Raw genomic sequence first — 20172 nt, forward strand, 5'->3', positions numbered from 1 at the left:
TGCAAAGATAGTGTTATGGGAGAATACTTAAAAACCTTTAATTTTGAACCTATACCTTATTTACTATGAAATCACTTTCGCTATTTGTTCTTTTATCCTTATTAATGTTTAGTTGTTCAAAAAAACCAACCAATCATTTAATAGACAAAAACGCTACTGCTGAAACCATAAACCTTTTTAATAATTTAAAAGAAACTTCTAAAAAACACATTCTCTTTGGACACCAACATGCCACTGAATATGGTCATGGCTGGAAAGGAGATAAGGACCGAAGTGATGTAAAATCTGTTGTGGGTTCTCATCCAGCAGTTATAGGTGTAGATTTTATAAATTTTTCAGGGATTAGCGAACGTAGAACACAACAAGTAATGCATGAATTGAAAAAAAATGTAGAAGACACTTACAATAGAGGAGGCATTACCACAATTGCATGGCATTTTAATAATCCTGTTTCTGGAGGTGGTTTTTATTGGAAGGATTCTATCTCAAAACCTGCTGTAAAATATATTATTCCTGGTGGTGAAGCTCATCATGAGTATAAAAAAATCCTTAAAAGAATTGGGTATTGGGCAAACAACCTAAAAGGAGCTGATGGAAAATCGGTTCCTGTCATTTTTAGACCTTTCCATGAGTTTGATGGTGATTGGTTTTGGTGGGGAAAACCTTATTGCTCAAAAGAAGAATTTATTAGTTTATGGCAATTTACCGTTAGTTACTTGAGGGATGAATTGGGTGTTCATAATTTTATTTATGCTTTTTCTCCTGATAACAGATTTACTACCGAAGAAGAATTTTTAGAACGTTATCCTGGTGATGAATGGGTAGATATGGTTGGAATGGATAACTATGCCGATTTAGGTCGTGATAGATATGATATAGAAACTGCTGCCAAAAAGCTAAAAATTGTTTCGGATTATGCTAAAAAGAAACACAAACTAGCTGCTTTTACCGAAACAGGGTTAGAGTCCATCCCTAACACGACTTGGTGGACAGACACCTTACTACAGCTTTTAAAAACAAACGACTTAGAGCTGTCTTATGTACTTGTGTGGAGAAACGACGAAAACAGTCCTACACATTACTATGCACCATTTCCTGGACAAGTAAGCGAAGAAAATTTTAAAGCCTTTTATAACGATGAATTTACACTGTTTGAAAACGACCTTAAAAAGATTTACGACTAACTTTTTAGACGTTTAATTACCGAAAAGGCTTTGTCAACCACTTCGTCTTCAACCAAAACCGTAAACTCGTTGGTAGTCGATACAACTTCGTACAATGCGATACCTTCCCAAGCTAATCGCTTAAAAATCTGGTAGTACAATCCAGTAACTTTTGAATTGTTCTCAGGAAGACTAATGCTTATTGCTGAAAGATGTTCTTTTAAACCTAGTAAGGTTTCATCTTTAAAACTTTCTTTTATATAAGCATTTTGAGAACTCGAAATGATAATATTACTCTCTAGAATTCCTCTAGTAAACGCATAAAACACATTACTTTGCGCATCAATATGTTGCAAAACCTTAGAATGACTTAGTATAAGCGTTTTAGAATTTTGAAATGTAAAATCACTTAAATTAGACCTCACTGTAATGTCTCCCAAACTTTCAATAACGCGTTTTAATCGTGGTGAATTTCCTAGATCTTTTGGTGGACTATAACGTCTTAACGCCATCATTATCGCTCCTGTTTTTACAGGCTTTCTAAGCATTTCGCTAACAGGATCTGCCAATTCTTCTGCCAAAGCGGAATAGTTAATTATATTTCTAGACAAGGCTTCTTCTAAAAAAGGTTGCGCTACTAAAAGCTCTTCAACACAAGCAGCAATAGTTTTCATTTTGTTAATTATTTAACAGTGTGTGCAAATTTAGTTTAATTTTTTAAATTTCATGTGTTTAAACTCTTTTGAATATAGCTTTGCTTCAAAATTAATTGAACAAGACTATGCAAGTTTTAAAATTTGGCGGAACATCAGTTGGGTCTATTGAAAATATGACCAACGTAAAAAACATTATTAATGATGGTTACAGAAAGATTGTAGTGCTTTCAGCAATGTCTGGAACAACTAATGCGCTGGTGGCGATTTCTGAAGCTATAAAACACAATAATGTCAACCTAACACCTCAACTTATTGAGAATTTACGCTTAAAATATGTTGATGTTGTTAATGACTTACTGCAAGATTCGCAATTGCATAATGAAGCTCAAGCTTATGTTCAATCAGTTTTTAAATGTTTGTGTCTTTTAGCTAAAGAAACTCACACTGAACTTTTGTATAATAAAATTGTATCTCAAGGCGAGCTTTTATCTACTTTCTTGTTTAGTAGATTTTTACAACAGGAAGGTATTAATGCACAATTGATTTCAGCACTCGATTTTATGCGTATCGATAAAAGCCATGAACCAGATAATTTTTACATCAAACAAAACTTAACTCGTTGTATTGAGCAATTACCACAAGCAGACATTTACATTACACAAGGTTTTATTTGTTTGGATTCTGAAGGCGAAGTTGCCAACCTACAACGTGGTGGAAGCGATTATACTGCAACTATTATTGGAGCTGCAATTAATGCTACAGAAGTACAAATTTGGACAGATATTGACGGTTTTCATAATAACGACCCACGTTATGTTGAAGACACGCAAGCCATCTCAAACTTGTCGTTTGACGAAGCTGCTGAATTAGCTTATTTTGGTGCTAAAATCTTGCATCCGCAAACGGTTATGCCAATTAGAGAGCAAAACATTCCGTTGCGTTTAAAAAACACTATGGCTCCACAAGCTCATGGTACTTTAATTACAAATACTATTCATGGTGAAGGTATAAAAGCCATAGCAGCTAAAGATGGTATTACTGCTATAAAGATTAAATCGGCTCGTATGTTGTTAGCTCACGGATTTTTGAAAAAAGTCTTTGAGGTTTTTGAAAAATACGAAACTTCAATTGATATGATTACCACGTCTGAAATTGCAGTATCATTAACTATTGACGACACCTCTCACCTACAACATATTTCTGAAGAATTACAAAAATTTGCCTCAGTTGAAATTGATGATTACAGAACCATTGTTTGTTTAGTTGGCAACAACATTGTGTTTCATCCTGATACCCCTAAACTGTTCCAGATTTTACAAGATGTTAATGTGCGTATGATTGCCTATGGTGGAAGTAATAATAATATATCACTATTGATAAATACTAGCGATAAAGTAGAAACTTTAAAAAAGCTACAGCGTTATGTTTTGGAGGAAAGAGCTGTTGTGGTTTAATGTTATTAGGGTAAAACAAATTAAATACAAGGAGTTTATACAGAAAAGTCAAATTTATAAACTCCGTCACCAAGTAAAGAAACTTCTATATCTGTTCGACCATAGCTTTCCAAATGATGTCTTCTTACAGGTTGTCCAAGAGGAACACCAATTCTATTTCTAATGTATTCACCTAATTCTGCTTTTACAGGAAAAGAACTGATTTGTTTTGGATAAATTACACCTTCAACGGGTTGCGAGCCTTCCAAAAGACCTTCCATAGTTAAACCATCATCCCAAATTATCTCAATAGAATCATTGTGCCTTTGCATTCGTCCTCTACCATCAACTTCAAGCGGGTTAATTTGTTTTGGCGGAAAAAGATTTGGAAAATCCCTAATATGACTTGTTCTTAAAGCTATGTATGCATCGTTTGGTGTTGTATGATTATTAGGGTTTTGTCCCCAATTTAATCCTGCTGCATTTTGAACTTCTCCGTTTCTACCTAATAATGTCATTAAACAATGGTCAAATTGTTCACGTTCTTCTACAACTCTTTCCATTCCAACTTCTAAACAAGAAATTGAGTTGTTTAAAATATGAGCTATGTAGTCATTTAAAGGTCTGAATGTATCAAAGGTGGTTTCAGCTAAAATTTCTCTAAAAGGTGTAGTTAATCCATTGACTGAAAAATTTGCAGAACCAATTAAAGCGTGAATAATATCACCTCTTCTTCGCCATACATAACACTTTGAATGTACTGGTAAATTCGAATAAAATATATTTAGATTATCTACTTCCCCTTGAATGTTTGTTAGTGAATTATGTAAACTTGGTCTTATGCCTTCTGAACCATACATTCCATAAATTACAGTTGAGTTAAATGGCAGTTCTTCCAATCTTGCTACAGGTCTTGGTCCAAGATATCCTGAAAGTACGATTAGTTCATCAGTTTCGTGAAGTTGATGTCTATGAAATATTAGTTCTTCTAAATCTTGGGTATATAACATCTTTAATTGATAATTTCAGTTTCGAGTTTAAAAAGACCTTGTTTTTCAGTCATTTTTCCAATTAGTAATTCGTGTACTACTTCTGCTATTATTTTTGAAAACAGAGGCGGAACAGCATTTCCAATCATTTTGTATTGGTCACCTTTTGAACCCAAAAACTCAAAATCATCATCAAAAGTTTGTAATCTAGCAGCTTCCCTAACTGTTATTGAACGAGCTTGCTCTGGGTCAGGATGAATATGTCTTAAACCGTCTAAAAAGCTGGCATATTCAATGTGACTTGAGTATTTTTATAGAAAAGTTTAATTATGATAAAAATAGGTAGAGCTATAGAAGGAATATCTCTTAATGGCAAAGAATGGTTATTAGACTCAAATAATGAGCTAATGACTTTTGATTCTGTTAATGATGCTAAAGAGTTTCTGAAGGAAAATGGTTTTGACAGCCTTTCAGAAGATGAATTAGAAGATGCTTTTTTCTATGAAGAAGTAGAAGTTAACTGATAAATATTTCTTTCCTGTGAAATTCTAAAAAGTCTTCTCTTGGAAAAAATTTTTCAGGTGTGTTAATGGTGTTACCCTCAAATTTTTTAATGAAGTTTTCAAAACTTGATTTGTCCGAAAGCTTTTCAAGTCTACTAGAAAAAGCAATTTCAAAATTATTTGTAATAGTCATTAAACCTTTATCAAATAGTTTATCATATAATGGCGAAAGGCATATACCATTGGAAGGATTCAATCTTTCTTTCTTATTAGCAGACCAGGGAATAATATGACTAGCAATTAACAGTTCGGGTAAATCAATATTTGAAACTGCACATTTTTGTGAATAAATATTCAGAACCACCGTTCTAAAAAATGATTGATTCACTCGTGTTTTCACAACTCTTGAAATATCCTTACCCTCTTTTAGATTTTCCAGTTCTTTTATAGCTTGTTTTTGCAAAGAATCATTGCCCTCTTTTTCATTAAGTAAAATTTCACTTTCATAAATTAAATCATCCCAGTTATTCGAAAATTCTTGATAAATCTCTCTATCCAACTTTCCGGCATTTTTCATACCACTAACTCCTCTTTTTTGATGATACGGGTCAAGACTTGCAAAATTTACAAGTTTAAAAGCTACAGCGCTAGGTGTTCTTTGTATGAGATTTGCGAGATGGATTACTTCTTTTGTACGTTGATTGTATTTACCAAATGGTATTTTACAATATAGATTAAAGGCTAAAATTAATTCTTCTCTTGTCCAGTTTCTTCTCATTGCTACGCTGCGTTAGGGATTGAAGCAATTGTTTGAGCTCTTTTTGAGACGTTAGGAACAAAAAAGCGAGTGCGGAAAGCCCGACCCTTTAGGGTAACGCCCAAAACAAAATCGTCTGGGAATGATTGTAAACGAGCATTCTCTCTAACACTAGGAACTCTATTCCATTTGTAATGAAAATGATTTCTATGTCCTGTGTCGATTGTTTTTGAAGGTTTTAAGCTATGGTATCTAGTCCAAGCTTCATTGAATTTTCTTGAATCACCAACTCCTGGCGGTAAATCTTTGTGGTTACCACCTTCTGGTACTTGTGAAATAACATTAATAACGTGTTCGGTGTGTTTAGTTCCTAAATGATTATAAAGAACTTTATTACCATTACGCATTGTTTTCTGATAATCACTAAATGCCTTTTTATCATATTCAAGCTTTTCATCACCTAAATCAGAAACTAAATCAGGTAAATCGCCAATTGCATCTTTACAGCAAACATAACTTTCTGGTGAGTGAGTTGCTTCAGGGAATTCAAAAATTCCTAAATCCTTTCTTAATGCTACAAAAAATACTCTTTTTCTTATTTGTGGAACTCCATAATCTGGTGCATAAAGTAATTTTGGGTTGCAGTTATAGCCCATTTTTTCACAAAGTTCAATTATTTCTTTTTTCGCTTTGCCACCATAAAGAGTTAATAGACCTGGAACATTTTCTATAATAATAGCCTTTGGGTTTACTTTTTCCGCAAGTTTGAAAACAGAATAAAAGAGCGAATTTCTTTCATCATTTTCTTTTCTAGAGCCAGTTAAAGAAAATCCTTGACAAGGTGGACCTGCAATGATTACATCTACTTTGTTATTGTTCGTTACTTCAATTATTTTGTCAATTGAAGAATCTTCGTGAAGGTCTAGTAATAATGATTTGGAATTATTGTGGTTTTTCTCGAATGTTTTTAATGCAATTTCGGTATTATCAACTCCAAGTAAAACGTGAAAACCTGCTTGCTGAAATCCATATGAAAATCCTCCGCAACCTGAAAATAAGTCTATTGCTGTAAATTTTTTACTCATTGTCAAAATTGAATTGTCCTTGTTTTGTATTAGTGTTTTTCAAATAATTAGCTGTATCCTCTGCAACGGAAAAAATGGAATCCGAACATTTATATTTGAATGCTTCTCTTGCAAATTTGTCAGCGAAAAATAGGTCGGTTATTAGTTGTAGTTCGATATTAAATAACTTTGAAAGTTCTTTTAGTTTAGATTTGCTAAATTTTTGACTACCATTTTCGATTCGACTTATAGCACTCGTATTTATTCCGATTTTTGCTCCAAATTCAGTTTGTGTCCACTCTCGTTTCTCTCTTTCAGTCTTTAAAAAATGTCCGAAACTTGCCATGTTTATGATTTAATCAAAAAATGATTTGATCTATTTTTAGCAAATGTATAAATAATTTGCGATTTTTAGGTCAACCTTTTTTCTATATTACCTCTTATAAATCGCTCCAGTAGCAAAATCAACAATAAGACCAGGTGCAAAAAGTAGAATATCTGCAATAAGCCATCCCACTCTAACATCGCGTTGTTGTTGTCCTGGTGCAGGTTTTGTTTTTTGACTCGATGAAATTGGTCCACCTAAAATAGTGGCACATCCTGTGGTGCTAAAAAGCAAGCTTAAACAAAGTAAGCCTATGCAAATACGTTTCATATATAATCAGTTTTTGGTTATTATGCGTTCATCAACTCCTCAATCTCTTCTGCTTCAATTGGGATATTACCCATTAAGTTAAAAGGTTCTCCGCTTTCTTGGATTACCACATCATCTTCCAAACGAATACCAAGCCCTTCATCTGGAATATAAATACCAGGTTCTACGGTAAAGACCATGTTGGCTTGCATTGGTTCGTGTAGTAAACCATAATCGTGCGTATCTAAACCAATATGGTGACTGGTACCATGCATAAAGTATTTTTTATACGCAGGCCAATCAGGATTTTCGTTCTGCACATCAGCTTTATCCAATAGTCCAAGACCTAATAATTCAGAGGTCATGAGCTTACCAACTTCAACATGGTAGTCTGCCCAAATAGTTCCTGGAACCAATAGTTTAGTCGCTTCATTTTTTACGCGTAACACTGCATTGTAAACCGCTTTTTGGCGTTCAGTATACTTTCCGTTTACAGGAATGGTACGGCTTAAATCACTAGAGTAATTCGCATATTCGGCAGCTGTATCAAACAGGATTAAATCTCCATCTTTACACTGTTGGTTGTTTTCAATATAGTGCAATACATTAGCATTGTTTCCTGAAGCGATAATTGGTGTATACGCAAAACCTTTAGAACGATTTCTTAAGAATTCGTGCATCATTTCAGCTTCAATCTCAAACTCCCAAACACCAGGTTTCACAAACCCTAATACTCTACGAAACGCTTTTTCGGTAATATTACAAGCCTGCTGCATGAGTTCAATTTCTATTGGGTCTTTTACTGAGCGTAAACGTTGTAAAATAGGATTACTCTTGGCTACTGAATGCGCAGGATATTTATCTTTAAGCCATTTAGTAAAACGGTCTTCGCGTGTTTCAGTTTCTACATTGGCTCTGTAATGTTCATTAGTATTTATATAAACCGTATCGCATTGCGTCATGACTTCGAACATAATTTTCTCTAAGTCTTGTAACCAATACACGGTTTTGATTCCGCTAGTTGTAAAAGCGGCTTCTTTTGTTAGTTTTTCACCTTCCCAAACTGCAATATGCGCGTTGGTTTCTTTTAAGAATAACATTTCACGATGTTTAGGATTTGGACAATCAGGGAAAAGCACTAAAATGCTTTCTTCCTGATCTACTCCACTTAAATAAAAAATGTCTCTATGTTGCTCAAAAGGCATCGTGCTATCTGCACTTACAGGGTAGATGTCGTTACTATTAAAAACCGCCAAACTACTTGGTTTCATTTGCGATATAAAATTTTTACGGTTTTTTATAAAAAGTTTGCTATCTATTGGATGATATTTCATAAGAAAAATTTATTTTTTTATTCCCTTGAAAATGGGAATCTTATTAATATTCAGTTATCTGTCACGCTGAGTTTATCTAACTGTTTTTCTATTAGATTAAAGCTTTAGATTCGACAAGCTCAACTAGACAATAACGTTTCATTTCTTCAAAAATAAGCAAACAAAAACGCAAGCCCAAGCTTGTTATGATATTCTGTTAAACTTTTAATCCAAATTTTGCAACTAGCAGTATTATCGTTAATTTTCATTCCAAGAAAACCAACATCATGAAATTTAAAAACACGCTCTTCTTAAGTACAGCACTTTTTTCACTTTTTTGCTTTAGTCAACAACCCTCAACCAATGCTGATGTTGTTGAAAAAGCGTTTCAACAAAAAAACAAATTAACTCAAAACTCATTGGTTAAAAACATTGTTTTTGAAAACATTGGACCTACTGTAATGAGTGGTCGTGTTACTGATGTTGATGTCAACCCTAATGACCCAACCGAGTTTTATGTGGCTTATGCTTCAGGAGGTGTTTGGCATACAACAAACAACGGTTCAACCTTTACACCAATTCTAGATAATGCAAACACACAAAACGTTGGAGATATTGCAGTAGACTGGAACAACAAAACCATATGGGTTGGTACAGGAGAAAATAATAGCTCTCGTTCATCTTATGCTGGAATTGGAATTTTAAAATCGACTGATAATGGTAAAAACTGGACCAATGTAGGTTTAAAAGATTCTCATCATATTGGGCGAATTCTTATAAACCCTAATAATCCTAATGAGGTTATTATTGGTGTTACAGGACATTTATACTCTCCTAATCAAGAACGCGGAATTTACAAAACTACTGATGGTGGAAATACATGGTCACAAAAATTATTTGTTGACGATATGAGTGGAATTATTGATGTGCAACATTCTCCTAACAACTTCAATATCATGTATGCTGCATCGTGGACTAAAGACAGAAAAGCTTGGAATTTTGATGGAAGCGGAAATAATTCTGCAATATATAAAAGTACTGATGCTGGAGAAACCTGGACTAAAATTTCAACTGAAAAAAGTGGTTTTCCAACAGGAACTGGAGTAGGTAGAATTGGTTTAGCTATATTTAATGACAATGTCGTTTATGCATTGCATGACAGTCAATTCCGAAGAACTTCTGAAGGTAAAAAAGAAACTTCAAACACGCTTTCAAAAGACGATTTTAAAACCATGACCACTGATGCGTTTTTAAAACTTGACGACAAAAAGCTAAACGAGTATTTAAAAACCAACGGTTTTCAAGAAAAATACAGAGCACAAAACGTAAAGCAACTGGTAAGCAGTGGTACTGTAAAACCAATAGACTTAGCAAGATATCTTGAAGATGCTAACTCCATGTTATTTGATACTCCTGTTGTTGGAGCTGAAGTCTACAAAAGTGAAGATGGTGGAGCAACTTGGAAAAAAACTCACAAAGATTACATTGACGATTTATACTATAGTTATGGTTATTATTTTGGAGAAATACGCGTTGACCCACAAGATGTAAATGGTATTTACATTTTAGGCGTACCAATTTTAAAATCAAAAGATGGTGGAGCAACTTTTAAATCTATTAGTGCAGAAAACGTTCATAGCGATCACCAAGCACTTTGGGTAAACCCTAAAAAATCTGGTCATTTAATTAATGGTAATGATGGTGGTTTAAACATGAGCTATGACGATGGTGAAAGTTGGGAAAAACTTAATGTAAATTCAGTAGGCCAGTTTTACACTATCAATGTAGATAATGCAAGTCCTTACAACGTTTATGGAGGATTGCAAGACAATGGTGTTTGGGTTGGATCTCATACTGCAAGAGAAGATAAAAGTTGGCATCAAAGTGGTCAATATCCATGGAAAAGTATCATGGGAGGAGATGGTATGCAAGTACAAATTGACAGTAGAAACCACAACATCGTTTACACTGGTTATCAATTTGGAAACTATTTTAGATTAAATCTAGAAACTAACGACCAAGCTTATATTCAACCAAAACACGAATTAGGAGAAAACCCTTATCGTTTTAACTGGCAAACGCCTATTTTACTATCACCTCACAATCAAGACATCTTGTATTTAGGAGGAAACAAGTTAATGCGCTCCATGAATCAAGGAACCGATTGGCAAGCCATAAGTGGTGATTTAACCAATGGTGGAAAAAAAGGAAATGTTGCCTACGGAACCTTAACAACTATTAGCGAGTCACCTTTTCAATTCGGACTAATTTACACAGGTAGTGATGATGGTCTTGTACAAATCACTAAAGATGCTGGCGGAAGTTGGCAAAACATATCAAGCACATTCCCTAAAGACCTTTGGGTAAGTCGTGTTATTGCTTCGCAACACAAAAAAGAACGTGTTTATGCTACGTTGAATGGTTATCGTTGGGACGACTTTAAAGTGTATGCCTATATGAGTAACGACTATGGAAAAACTTGGAAAAATATCGGTTCAAACATTCCTGCTTCTCCTGTAAACGTTATTAAAGAAGACCCTAAAAACGAAAACATCCTGTACTTAGGAACCGATAATGGAGCTTATGTATCTTTTGATATGGGAAACTCATGGGAAGCGTTTAGTAATGGCTTACCTAATGTTGCTGTTCATGATATTGTTATTCAACCTGAAGCAAATGATTTGCTATTAGGAACGCATGGTCGTAGCATCTATAAAACCAATATTGCGCATTTACAGCAAATGAACTCTAAAATGCAAACCAATGCTATTACCTTATTTGATGTAAACGATGTAAGACACTCTTCGCGTTGGGGAAGTTCTTGGGGACAATGGTACGATACTTTTGAACCTGAAATTGAAATTGCATTTTATTCAAACTCATCTGAACCTAAGAACATAAAAATTGTATCAGAAAATAATTCTGAATTAAATACTATTAAAATCACTTCAAGTAAAGGATTCAATTACGCTAGCTACGATTTAACTATAACCGAAAAAGGTAAAAAAGCATTAGAAAAAGAAAACTCTAGCTTAGACATTAACAAATCTGAAAACGGAAAGTACTATTTACCAAAAGGAACTTATACTGTTCAAATTGATGGCACAAGTACTAAGTTTGAAATAAAATAATGCATGAAAACGAACACTATTTTACTGTAAAACCAAATAATAAGGCTTTACAGCAATACATTGCATATTATTATTTTAATGCCTCTAATACTGAAGGTTTTGTTAAGTCGTACATTTTTTATCCACATTATAGAAATGCTATAACAGTTTACAAGCAATCTAAAATTAGTTTCTCTGGTTCAGAGTCAAGAGTAACGCCTTGTGCAAAACAGTCTTTTGAGATTATTTATACTGGTATTCATTTAACTGCAAGATCAGGAATTATACAAGCGCCTTTTGATAAAATAGGAATTGTGTTTCAGCCTTTAGGCTTAAATCATTTTTTGTCACAACCCTTATCAACAGTTGTCACAGAGACTCCAAAAGTGAATTTTGATTATTTCGGAAAAGACTTTGAGCAAGTACTAACTCAGGTTTACAGCACTAATTCAACCCGTGAAAAAGCAAACCTATTAGACGCTTTTTTCAGCTCTAAAATTACTCATTTCCAAGATGAGCTATTTTTAAAAGCTGTTGATTTACTATTCAAAACAGAGTTAAATATACAAGAGGTTTCAAATACTTTAGGAATCAACCGAAAAACCCTGTTGCGTTTATTTCAAAAACACTTAAACTGTTCTCCTAAAGCGTTTTCTACGCTCATAAAATTTAGAAAAGCTATTGACATTTATCAAAAGCAAAAACCAGCTTTAACCGATTTGGCTTATCAAAACGACTATTATGATCAAGCCGATTTTATCAAACACTTTAAAAAAGTAACTGGATTTAACCCAAAAGCCTTTTTTGGCAATTTATCTCATCTTGGTACAGAAGATACCTTTTGGACTATTTTAAATTCGTAAACATTTCAAAAGTTAAAGATTGAGACACTGTCCCATTTCTACAATTTTTTAATCATAACAACTGCTAGTTTTGCTTTATGATTATAAAACTCATCTCATCAATGAAACGAACAATTGCATTTATTATCGTGCTTTTTTTAAGCTATTCAACGGTAGCTCAAGAATACTCAGGCACTTCAAAAACACACACAATCGCATCTAAAGTTTTTGAAGACGCTCGCGAAATAAGAGTGTTTTTACCCTATTCATACACTGCATCGCAAGAGCAAACTTATCCTACTATTTATTTATTTGACGCACAATTTGACGCCATGTTTGATATGACTAGTGGCATTACAGATTACTTGGCTCAAATTGGTGAACTTACCGAGTTTATAATTGTTGGTATTAAAACCAAACATAGACCTAGAGAGTTTACACCAAAAAGTATCGATGAACGCACTGTTTCCGATTGGGAAAACACTGAAATTGGTAAAGCCTATCTATTGGAAAATTATTTATTACAAGAGGTGTTTCCGCTTGTTGAATCATCATATAGAACAAAGCCTTTGCGTTTAGCTATAGGTCATTCTTTAGGCGGAACTTTTGTGCTGAATTCTATATTATCGCATCCCGAAATGTTCAAAGGCATTATTGCAATTAGTCCAAACGTTTCCTACGATTATGAACAATTAGTGCATCGATTCGATGCTTATTTCAAAACTCATGACACGCTCAACAAATTCATTTTTGTAAGCGCAGGAACTGTTGGAAATATGGAAAATAGATTTGCTGCATCATTAAAAAAATTAGATGATGTTATTTCCTATCATAAACCAAAAGGTCTTAAATACAACTACAAAGTCTTTCAAGATGAAAACCACTCTACTTCACCTTTACCAACAATATCACAAGGACTGATGGCTTTTGGTGACCTTTGGGTAATGAGTGAAACTCAAAAACAAAATTATTTAAACGATGATAAACAAAGCTTTTTAAGTCATCTTAAAGCATTTTATTCTGACTTGTCCGATTGGGCAGGATTTGAAGTTTTGCCCACTGTTGATGAAGCTAACATGTTTGGCTATGATTGTTTAAATAAAGATCCAAAAGCTGCTCTCAACGTTTTTGATTGGGCTTTAAATCTTTATCCAAATGATGCAAACTTACATGATAGTAAAGCTGAAGCTTATGAAAAAAACGGAGACTTAAAAAATGCAAAATTATACTACAAAAAAGCCTTGAACGTTCTAGAAAAAAATAAAGCAACATTGCATCCTGAAGACTATGCGTTTTATCTTGAAAAGTTCACAGAGCATTTAAAAAAATTGGATTAAACGTACTTTTCTTAGTATTTTAGAGTTATAAAGAAAAACCAAATCTCATGAAAACTCTAAATCTTTTTACTTGTTTAATGTGTCTACTATTGTTTGCGTGCAGTGAAGATAATGATGACACTCAACAACCAAACAATCCAAATTTAGTCATAAAACTAAAATTTGACCCAAACCAAGAACGATTAAACAATATTGGAGAACCAGCAACTATTCCATCAGGAAATGCTGCACAGTCGCCAAACGTAAACCGTATGAGTGCCAACTATATTGAATTGGCTCCTGGAGCATTTACAGCGCTTGGTGATGGTGAAGTTATTTTTTCAGGAGACGAAACAACTGCTGGAGGAAACAATGCAATTAACTTCCAAAATGCTCAGTTTGCTGGTGACAATGAAACCTTTTTAACTATCCCTCTAAGTGATGTCACAGCAGGAACTTATGAGTGGGTTCGTGTCTCATTAGCTTACCAAGAAGGAGAAATTGATTTTCTATTAAATGGTACAGATTATACTGGTACCTTAGGTAGTTTTGTAGGCTACAATACCTACATCACATCTTTTGATTTGAATGGTGAAACCATAGACGTAAATGGAAATAGACTACAAGGCTTTTGGGCTTTTGAAGCCGAAGGGTTTGTTACCCAAGGACAAGCTCCAGAAGGTGCTACAACAGTTCCAAACCCATTATTTGACTCATCACCTATACCTCAAGGGTCTTGTGTGGTTACTGGTGAGTTTGAAAATGGATTTACTATAACAGGAAATGAAACCCAAGATATTGTAGTAACATTATCATTTTCAATAAACAACAGTTTTGAATGGACCGAAGTTAACGCTGACGGAAAATACGAACCAAGTACTGGAGAGCAAGTGGTTGATATGGGACTTCGTGGATTAATTCCTATGGTTTCAAATTAATTTCTGTTTAAAATCATTCTAAATACACAATTATAACGTTTGAGCTTTGTCTAAAACAGCAATGTAGCTTATCTTTGTTGGGATAAAAATTAAACTTCAACAATGAGCGGAATTCTAAATTCTTCGATTGGAAGAAAATTTGCCATGGCACTTTCGGCATTCTTCCTTATGATTTTCTTATTACAGCATTTTGCGATTAATATTCTTTCAGTTTTTAGTGCAGACGCATTTAACGAAGCTTCTCATTTTATGGGAACGTTTTGGGCTGTACAGTATTTATTGCAACCTGTATTAATTTTTGGTGTAATCTTTCACTTTGTGATGGGTTTTGTACTAGAAATTAAAAACAACAAAGCAAGACAAATAAGCTATGCTAAAAACAATGGAGCTGCAAATTCATCTTGGATGAGCCGCAACATGATTTGGAGTGGTTTAGCAATTTTAGCTTTTATAGTGCTTCACTTTATTGATTTCTGGATTCCGGAGATTAATACAAAATATATTGTTGGTGATATGTCTGGTATGCACAATGGTGAGTTCAGATACTTTCACGAATTAGTAGAAAAATTCCATAGTCCACTTCGTGTTGGAGCTTATGTAGTAGCATTTGTGTTTTTAGCATTGCACTTACTGCATGGTTTTAATTCGGCATTTCAATCGGTTGGTGCTAACAACAAGTACACAAAAGGATTGAAAACATTTAGTAAAATTTATGCAATAGGTATTCCAGCAGGATTCATCTTTATTGCATTGTTTCATCATTTAACAGGACATTAAAATATCTAATATGGCTTTAGATTCTAAAATACCTCAAGGTCCAATTGCAGACAAATGGACAAATTATAAAAATCATATCAATCTTGTTAACCCAGCAAACAAGCGTCTTATTGATGTTATTGTTGTTGGTACAGGATTAGCAGGTGGTTCTGCTGCTGCAACTTTAGCAGAGCTAGGCTACAATGTAAAAGCATTTTGCTTTCAAGATTCACCAAGACGTGCGCACTCTATTGCGGCTCAAGGTGGTATTAATGCAGCAAAAAACTATCAAGGAGATGGTGACTCTACATACCGATTATTTTACGATACTGTAAAAGGTGGTGATTACCGTTCTCGTGAAGCAAACGTATACCGTTTGGCTGAGGTTTCAGCAAATATTATTGACCAATGTGTGGCGCAAGGTGTGCCTTTTGCACGTGAGTATGGTGGACTTTTAGACAACCGTTCTTTTGGTGGTGTATTAGTATCGCGTACATTTTATGCAGCAGGTCAAACAGGTCAGCAGTTATTATTAGGTGCTTACTCTGCTATGAACCGCCAAATTGGTCGTGGAAAAATAAAAATGTACAACCGTCACGAAATGCTAGATGTTGTTATCGTTGATGGTAAAGCACGTGGAATTATAACACGTAATTTAATTACAGGTGAAATAGAAAGACATTCAGCACACGCTGTTGTTTTAGGAACAGGTGGTTATGGTAACGTATTCTTCTTATCAACTAATGCGATGGGAAGTAATGTTACTGCAGCTTGGAAAGCTCACAAACGTGGTGCTTACTTCGCTAACCCTTGTTATACACAAATTCACCCAACATGTATTCCGGTTTCTGGAGATCATCAGTCTAAACTAACGTTAATGTCTGAATCTTTAAGAAATGATGGTCGTATTTGGGTACCAAAGCACATGAAAGATGTAGAAGCTATTAGAGCTGGTCAATTAAAACCAACACAAATAGCTGAAGAAGATAGAGATTATTATCTAGAGCGTCGTTATCCAGCGTTTGGTAACCTTGTACCTCGTGATGTTGCTTCTCGTGCAGCTAAAGAGCGTTGCGATGCTGGTTACGGAGTAAATGCAACTGGAGAAGCCGTTTATTTAGATTTTGCTTCGGCAATTCAACGTTACGGAAAAGAGCAAGCGCACATTAAAGGTTTAGATGAAAACGATGCAGCTTTGGTAAAAAAGTTAGGTCAAGAAGTTGTAAGAGTTAAGTATGGTAACTTATTCCAGATGTACGAAAAAATCGTAGATCAAAACCCATACGAAACACCAATGATGATTTATCCTGCGGTACACTATACTATGGGAGGAATTTGGGTAGATTATAACTTAATGACAACCGTACCTGGATTATATGCTATTGGAGAAGCTAACTTCTCTGATCATGGTGCTAACCGTCTTGGTGCTTCGGCATTAATGCAAGGTTTAGCTGATGGTTACTTTGTATTACCATACACCATTGGAGATTATCTAGCTGATGATATTAGAACAGGACCTATTTCTACAGACACTAAAGAGTTTGAAGAAGCAGAGAAAAATGTAAAAGATAGAATAGCAAGTTTAATCAACAACAACGGATCACATTCAGTAGATTACTTCCACAAGAAATTAGGAAAAATCATGTGGAACAAAGTAGGAATGTCTCGTAACGAAAAAGGATTAAAAGAAGCTATTGAAGAGATTTCAACACTTCGTAAAGAGTTCTGGGCAGATGTAAAAGTTCCAGGAACAGCTGATGAATACAACGAAGAACTTGCAAAAGCAGGTCGTGTAGCAGACTTTTTAGAGTTAGGAGAATTATTTGCTAAAGATGCTTTACACAGAACAGAGTCTTGTGGAGGTCACTTTAGAGAAGAGTCTGTTGAAGAAGACGGTCCTCAAAAAGGTGAAGCAAAACGTGATGACGAAAACTTTACGTATGTAGCAGCTTGGGAATACAAAGGAGAACCTAAAGATGCAGTGCTTCATAAAGAAGACTTGGAATTTAAAGATATTGAATTAAAACAACGTTCGTATAAATAAGAAAGACTATGAATTTAACCTTAAAAATTTGGCGTCAGAAGAACGCAAGCGATAAAGGAAAAATGGTAGATTATTCAGTAAGTGATATTTCACCAGATATGTCTTTCCTTGAAATGTTAGATGTTTTAAACGAACAACTTATCGAGCAAGGTGAACAGCCTGTAGCTTTCGATCATGACTGTCGTGAAGGTATTTGTGGTATGTGTTCACTTTATATTAACGGAGAAGCACATGGACCAGATCGTGGTGTAACAACGTGTCAGTTACACATGCGTATGTTTAAAGATGGTGATACCATTACTATAGAGCCATTTAGAGCAACAGCTTTCCCAGTAATTAAGGATTTAGTTGTAGATAGAAGTGCTTTTGATCGTGTACAACATGCAGGAGGATTTATTTCTGTAAACACCTCTGGTAATACTATTGATGCTAACGCCATTCCTGTAAATAAGCACGATGCAGATGATGCATTTGCTGCTGCAACATGTATTGGTTGTGGTGCTTGTGTAGCGAGTTGTAAAAACTCGTCTGCAATGTTATTTGTTGGAGCTAAAGTATCGCAGTTTGCATTATTACCACAAGGTCAAGTTGAAGCAACTGATCGTGTACTAAACATGGTGAAGCAAATGGATGAAGAAGGCTTTGGAAACTGTACTAATACAGGTGCATGTGAAGTTGAGTGCCCAAAAGGTATTTCTCTTGAAAACATTGCTCGTATGAACCGCGAATACTTAAAAGCGGCTTTTAAAGGCTAAAAGTGAAGCTGTCAGACTTAGCTTGTCGAAGTCTTCAAACTTATATAAAATCAAAAAATCCCAAGGTAAATTTATATCTTGGGATTTTATTTTGAATAAAAATTTTAAATGCAAGACCCAAATAAATTTTACAGAACTCAGTTAGAGCAGCATAAATCAGAATCAAAACGCATTTATAAAAAAATGAGTTTGTTTAGTGTTTTAAGGTTATCGACTTTTTGCGTAACAATTTTTGGCGTCTATCTAACCTATCAAAATTGGCAAGTTGCAGCAATTATAGCTGTGATTGGTATTGCTGTATTTCTGTTTTTATTGTCTAGATATACAGATCTTAAAACCAAACGCGAACTACACAAACGATTAGCCACTATTAATGAAGATGAAATTAAAATAGCCTCAGGTGATTTTTATGATAGAGCAGATGGAAAAGTATTTCAAAATCCTGCTCATGCCTATAGTTTAGATATCGATTTGTTTGGAAGAGGTTCTTTCTTTCAGTACATCAACAGAACAACTATAAATGAAGGTACACAATCACTTGTTAATTGTTTGTTGGAAAACGATATTACTAATATTGAAGCACGACAAAATGCGATTAAAGAATTAGCTGATGAGCCTGAATGGAGGCAATACTATTCTGGTGTAGCGCAAGGTGTAAAAGTGGAACATTCTGCAAAATCTATTATTGAATGGCTAAAGGGTTACAAACCATTTTTAAACGCAACATTATATTGGTTCACAATAGGTTTTAGTGTAGCTTCAGTAGCGCTTTTGGTCTTAGGATTTACTGAAATTATTCCAATAAAATATGCTGGATATTGGTTGCTTTTAGGCTTAGCGATTACTGGAAGATTTTTAAAATCAATCAATAATGTTGCCCAAAACACCGAAAAAGCTAAAGACACCTTTAGGCAATATGCTTTATTACTGAAAGAAATTGAACAGAAAGAATTTCAGTCTGAGTTATTGCAACAACAGCAACAAAAAATACAGTCTGAAGGTGAAAAAGCCTCACAAATATTTACAAAATTCTCAAAAGCTTTAGACGCCTTAGATAACCGAAATAACTTTATCTCAGCCATTTTTGGAAATGGGTATTTGCTTTGGGATATAAGGCAAACGTATCGCATAGAGCAATGGATAATCAAGTATGCGCACAAGGTTGAGGATTGGTTTGAAGTGGTGACGTTTTTTGATGCGTACAACACTTTAGGTAACTACGCTTACAATCATCAAGACTTTAGTTATCCTGAAATTACTTCAGAAAATATTACAATTAAAGCAGAAAGTTTAGGACATCCTTTACTAAATGCTGAAAAACGAATTGATAGCGATTTAGAATTGTTACAAGAGCAATTCTTTATTGTAACAGGCGCAAATATGGCAGGCAAGAGTACGTTTTTAAGAACCGTTGCGTTGCACATTGTTATGGCAAATGTTGGTTTGCCTATTTGTGCTAAAACAAGCAAATACAAGCCGATTAAACTCATTACAAGTATGCGCACTACAGATTCGTTGACAGATGATAGTTCGTACTTTTTTAGTGAGCTCACACGACTAAAATTTATTGTAGACACTATTGCTGAAGACAAAAACTATTTCGTGATTTTAGATGAAATCTTAAAGGGTACCAATTCAACAGATAAAGCCATTGGCTCAAGAAAGTTTGTAGAAAAATTAGTGGGTCAAAAGGCAACAGGAATTATAGCAACGCACGATTTAAGTCTTACTGAAATTGAAACCGAATTAGAAGCTGTAAAAAACTATTACTTTGATGCCGAAATTAAAAATGACGAACTCTTTTTTGATTATAAACTAAAGAAAGGTGTTTGCCAAAACATGAACGCGAGTTTCTTATTGAAAAAGATGGAAATTGTATAATAAAAAACCCTTTCCAAA

Annotated in this window: 19 protein-coding genes; 11 read left to right on the forward strand and 8 right to left on the reverse strand. The window is 34.5% G+C overall.

The genetic code is table 11. From position 1 onward, the window contains the following. The first annotated feature begins 65 nt into the window (after window positions 1-65). Entirely contained in the window at window positions 66-1184 is a 1119-nt protein-coding gene (locus A8975_RS00105; RefSeq protein ID WP_134198242.1) for a glycoside hydrolase family 26 protein, read from the forward strand. Here the strand turns inward: A8975_RS00105 and A8975_RS00110 are convergent. Then, window positions 1181-1837 (reverse strand): hypothetical protein, encoded by a 657-nt coding sequence (locus tag A8975_RS00110; RefSeq protein WP_134198243.1) that lies wholly within the window; start codon window positions 1835-1837, stop codon window positions 1181-1183. The two genes, A8975_RS00105 and A8975_RS00110, sit on opposite strands and share 4 nt — an antisense overlap. 107 nt (window positions 1838-1944) lie before the next feature. Between A8975_RS00110 and A8975_RS00115 the strand changes: the two genes are divergently transcribed. Further along, complete coding sequence (locus A8975_RS00115; protein ID WP_134198244.1) at window positions 1945-3273, forward strand: aspartate kinase; 1329 nt, start codon at window positions 1945-1947, stop codon at window positions 3271-3273. Window positions 3274-3308: 35 nt separating this feature from the next. On the opposite strand, the gene A8975_RS00120 is transcribed toward A8975_RS00115, so the two are convergent. Further along, window positions 3309-4262 (reverse strand): restriction endonuclease PLD domain-containing protein, encoded by a 954-nt coding sequence (locus A8975_RS00120; RefSeq protein WP_134198245.1) that lies wholly within the window; start codon window positions 4260-4262, stop codon window positions 3309-3311. A gap of 2 nt (window positions 4263-4264) precedes the next feature. Further along, window positions 4265-4537: a DNA cytosine methyltransferase gene (locus tag A8975_RS14740; RefSeq protein WP_134198246.1), complete on the reverse strand. Its 273-nt coding sequence runs from the start codon at window positions 4535-4537 to the stop codon at window positions 4265-4267. A gap of 33 nt (window positions 4538-4570) precedes the next feature. On the opposite strand from A8975_RS14740, the gene A8975_RS00130 reads away from it, so the two are divergent. Continuing rightward, window positions 4571-4765, forward strand: coding sequence for a hypothetical protein (locus A8975_RS00130; protein ID WP_134198247.1), 195 nt, complete (start codon window positions 4571-4573; stop codon window positions 4763-4765). Here the strand turns inward: A8975_RS00130 and A8975_RS00135 are convergent. The 5 genes from A8975_RS00135 to A8975_RS00155 all read right to left on the reverse strand — a co-directional run bounded on the left by A8975_RS00135 (window position 4758) and on the right by A8975_RS00155 (window position 8533). Further along, window positions 4758-5522, reverse strand: a complete 765-nt coding sequence (locus A8975_RS00135; RefSeq protein WP_134198248.1) for an HNH endonuclease — start codon at window positions 5520-5522, stop codon at window positions 4758-4760. The two genes, A8975_RS00130 and A8975_RS00135, sit on opposite strands and share 8 nt — an antisense overlap. Before the next feature lie 2 nt (window positions 5523-5524). Continuing rightward, window positions 5525-6586 (reverse strand): DNA cytosine methyltransferase, encoded by a 1062-nt coding sequence (locus A8975_RS00140; protein ID WP_134198249.1) that lies wholly within the window; start codon window positions 6584-6586, stop codon window positions 5525-5527. Beyond that, complete coding sequence (locus A8975_RS00145) at window positions 6579-6911, reverse strand: multiprotein-bridging factor 1 family protein (protein ID WP_134198250.1); 333 nt, start codon at window positions 6909-6911, stop codon at window positions 6579-6581. The genes A8975_RS00140 and A8975_RS00145 overlap by 8 nt, the downstream gene beginning before the upstream one ends. A gap of 87 nt (window positions 6912-6998) precedes the next feature. Further along, the gene (locus A8975_RS00150) at window positions 6999-7220 is read right to left on the reverse strand and encodes a hypothetical protein (RefSeq protein ID WP_134198251.1); all 222 of its coding nucleotides are present in this window, start codon (window positions 7218-7220) and stop codon (window positions 6999-7001) included. Between the two features lie 20 nt (window positions 7221-7240). After that, window positions 7241-8533 carry an aminopeptidase P family protein gene (locus tag A8975_RS00155; RefSeq protein ID WP_134198252.1) on the reverse strand — a complete coding sequence of 431 codons (1293 nt, stop codon included), beginning with the start codon at window positions 8531-8533 and terminating at the stop codon, window positions 7241-7243. Window positions 8534-8799: 266 nt separating this feature from the next. Here A8975_RS00155 and A8975_RS00160 point away from each other — a divergent pair, with 266 nt between their 5' ends. From A8975_RS00160 to A8975_RS00195, 8 genes are all read left to right on the forward strand, one after another. Beyond that, the gene (locus A8975_RS00160; protein WP_134198253.1) at window positions 8800-11643 is read left to right on the forward strand and encodes a VPS10 domain-containing protein; all 2844 of its coding nucleotides are present in this window, start codon (window positions 8800-8802) and stop codon (window positions 11641-11643) included. Beyond that, the gene (locus A8975_RS00165; RefSeq protein WP_134198254.1) at window positions 11643-12485 is read left to right on the forward strand and encodes a helix-turn-helix domain-containing protein; all 843 of its coding nucleotides are present in this window, start codon (window positions 11643-11645) and stop codon (window positions 12483-12485) included. Before A8975_RS00160 ends, A8975_RS00165 begins: the two co-directional genes overlap by 1 nt. Before the next feature lie 101 nt (window positions 12486-12586). Then, complete coding sequence (locus tag A8975_RS00170; protein WP_166667424.1) at window positions 12587-13801, forward strand: alpha/beta hydrolase-fold protein; 1215 nt, start codon at window positions 12587-12589, stop codon at window positions 13799-13801. A gap of 47 nt (window positions 13802-13848) precedes the next feature. Continuing rightward, entirely contained in the window at window positions 13849-14718 is an 870-nt protein-coding gene (locus tag A8975_RS00175) for a hypothetical protein (RefSeq protein WP_134198256.1), read from the forward strand. 102 nt (window positions 14719-14820) lie between these two features. Continuing rightward, window positions 14821-15495 (forward strand): succinate dehydrogenase cytochrome b subunit, encoded by a 675-nt coding sequence (locus A8975_RS00180; RefSeq protein WP_134198257.1) that lies wholly within the window; start codon window positions 14821-14823, stop codon window positions 15493-15495. Between the two features lie 10 nt (window positions 15496-15505). Then, window positions 15506-17518, forward strand: a complete 2013-nt coding sequence (locus tag A8975_RS00185; RefSeq protein ID WP_134198258.1) for a fumarate reductase/succinate dehydrogenase flavoprotein subunit — start codon at window positions 15506-15508, stop codon at window positions 17516-17518. 8 nt (window positions 17519-17526) lie between these two features. Continuing rightward, window positions 17527-18273, forward strand: a complete 747-nt coding sequence (locus A8975_RS00190; protein WP_134198259.1) for a succinate dehydrogenase/fumarate reductase iron-sulfur subunit — start codon at window positions 17527-17529, stop codon at window positions 18271-18273. Between the two features lie 108 nt (window positions 18274-18381). Next, window positions 18382-20154 (forward strand): MutS-related protein, encoded by a 1773-nt coding sequence (locus tag A8975_RS00195; protein WP_134198260.1) that lies wholly within the window; start codon window positions 18382-18384, stop codon window positions 20152-20154. The last annotated feature ends 18 nt before the right edge of the window (window positions 20155-20172 follow it).

Source organism: Meridianimaribacter flavus (assembly GCF_004366715.1).
GTDB lineage: Bacteria > Bacteroidota > Bacteroidia > Flavobacteriales > Flavobacteriaceae > Gaetbulibacter_B > Gaetbulibacter_B jejuensis.

What these genes read in the sequence shown, in the direction of transcription:
- A8975_RS00160 (WP_134198253.1), top strand. Translation starts at nt 8,800, where the DNA reads ATGAAATTTAAAAACACGCTCTTCTTAAGTACAGCACTTTTTTCACTT.
- A8975_RS00170 (WP_166667424.1), top strand. Translation starts at nt 12,587, where the DNA reads ATGAAACGAACAATTGCATTTATTATCGTGCTTTTTTTAAGCTATTCA.
- A8975_RS00120 (WP_134198245.1), bottom strand. Translation starts at nt 4,262, where the DNA reads ATGTTATATACCCAAGATTTAGAAGAACTAATATTTCATAGACATCAA.
- A8975_RS00150 (WP_134198251.1), bottom strand. Translation starts at nt 7,220, where the DNA reads ATGAAACGTATTTGCATAGGCTTACTTTGTTTAAGCTTGCTTTTTAGC.
- A8975_RS00165 (WP_134198254.1), top strand. Translation starts at nt 11,643, where the DNA reads ATGCATGAAAACGAACACTATTTTACTGTAAAACCAAATAATAAGGCT.
- A8975_RS00175 (WP_134198256.1), top strand. Translation starts at nt 13,849, where the DNA reads ATGAAAACTCTAAATCTTTTTACTTGTTTAATGTGTCTACTATTGTTT.
- A8975_RS00105 (WP_134198242.1), top strand. Translation starts at nt 66, where the DNA reads ATGAAATCACTTTCGCTATTTGTTCTTTTATCCTTATTAATGTTTAGT.
- A8975_RS00180 (WP_134198257.1), top strand. Translation starts at nt 14,821, where the DNA reads ATGAGCGGAATTCTAAATTCTTCGATTGGAAGAAAATTTGCCATGGCA.
- A8975_RS00145 (WP_134198250.1), bottom strand. Translation starts at nt 6,911, where the DNA reads ATGGCAAGTTTCGGACATTTTTTAAAGACTGAAAGAGAGAAACGAGAG.
- A8975_RS00195 (WP_134198260.1), top strand. Translation starts at nt 18,382, where the DNA reads ATGCAAGACCCAAATAAATTTTACAGAACTCAGTTAGAGCAGCATAAA.
- A8975_RS00155 (WP_134198252.1), bottom strand. Translation starts at nt 8,533, where the DNA reads ATGAAATATCATCCAATAGATAGCAAACTTTTTATAAAAAACCGTAAA.
- A8975_RS00185 (WP_134198258.1), top strand. Translation starts at nt 15,506, where the DNA reads ATGGCTTTAGATTCTAAAATACCTCAAGGTCCAATTGCAGACAAATGG.
- A8975_RS00190 (WP_134198259.1), top strand. Translation starts at nt 17,527, where the DNA reads ATGAATTTAACCTTAAAAATTTGGCGTCAGAAGAACGCAAGCGATAAA.
- A8975_RS00130 (WP_134198247.1), top strand. Translation starts at nt 4,571, where the DNA reads ATGATAAAAATAGGTAGAGCTATAGAAGGAATATCTCTTAATGGCAAA.
- A8975_RS00115 (WP_134198244.1), top strand. Translation starts at nt 1,945, where the DNA reads ATGCAAGTTTTAAAATTTGGCGGAACATCAGTTGGGTCTATTGAAAAT.
- A8975_RS00140 (WP_134198249.1), bottom strand. Translation starts at nt 6,586, where the DNA reads ATGAGTAAAAAATTTACAGCAATAGACTTATTTTCAGGTTGCGGAGGA.
- A8975_RS00135 (WP_134198248.1), bottom strand. Translation starts at nt 5,522, where the DNA reads ATGAGAAGAAACTGGACAAGAGAAGAATTAATTTTAGCCTTTAATCTA.
- A8975_RS00110 (WP_134198243.1), bottom strand. Translation starts at nt 1,837, where the DNA reads ATGAAAACTATTGCTGCTTGTGTTGAAGAGCTTTTAGTAGCGCAACCT.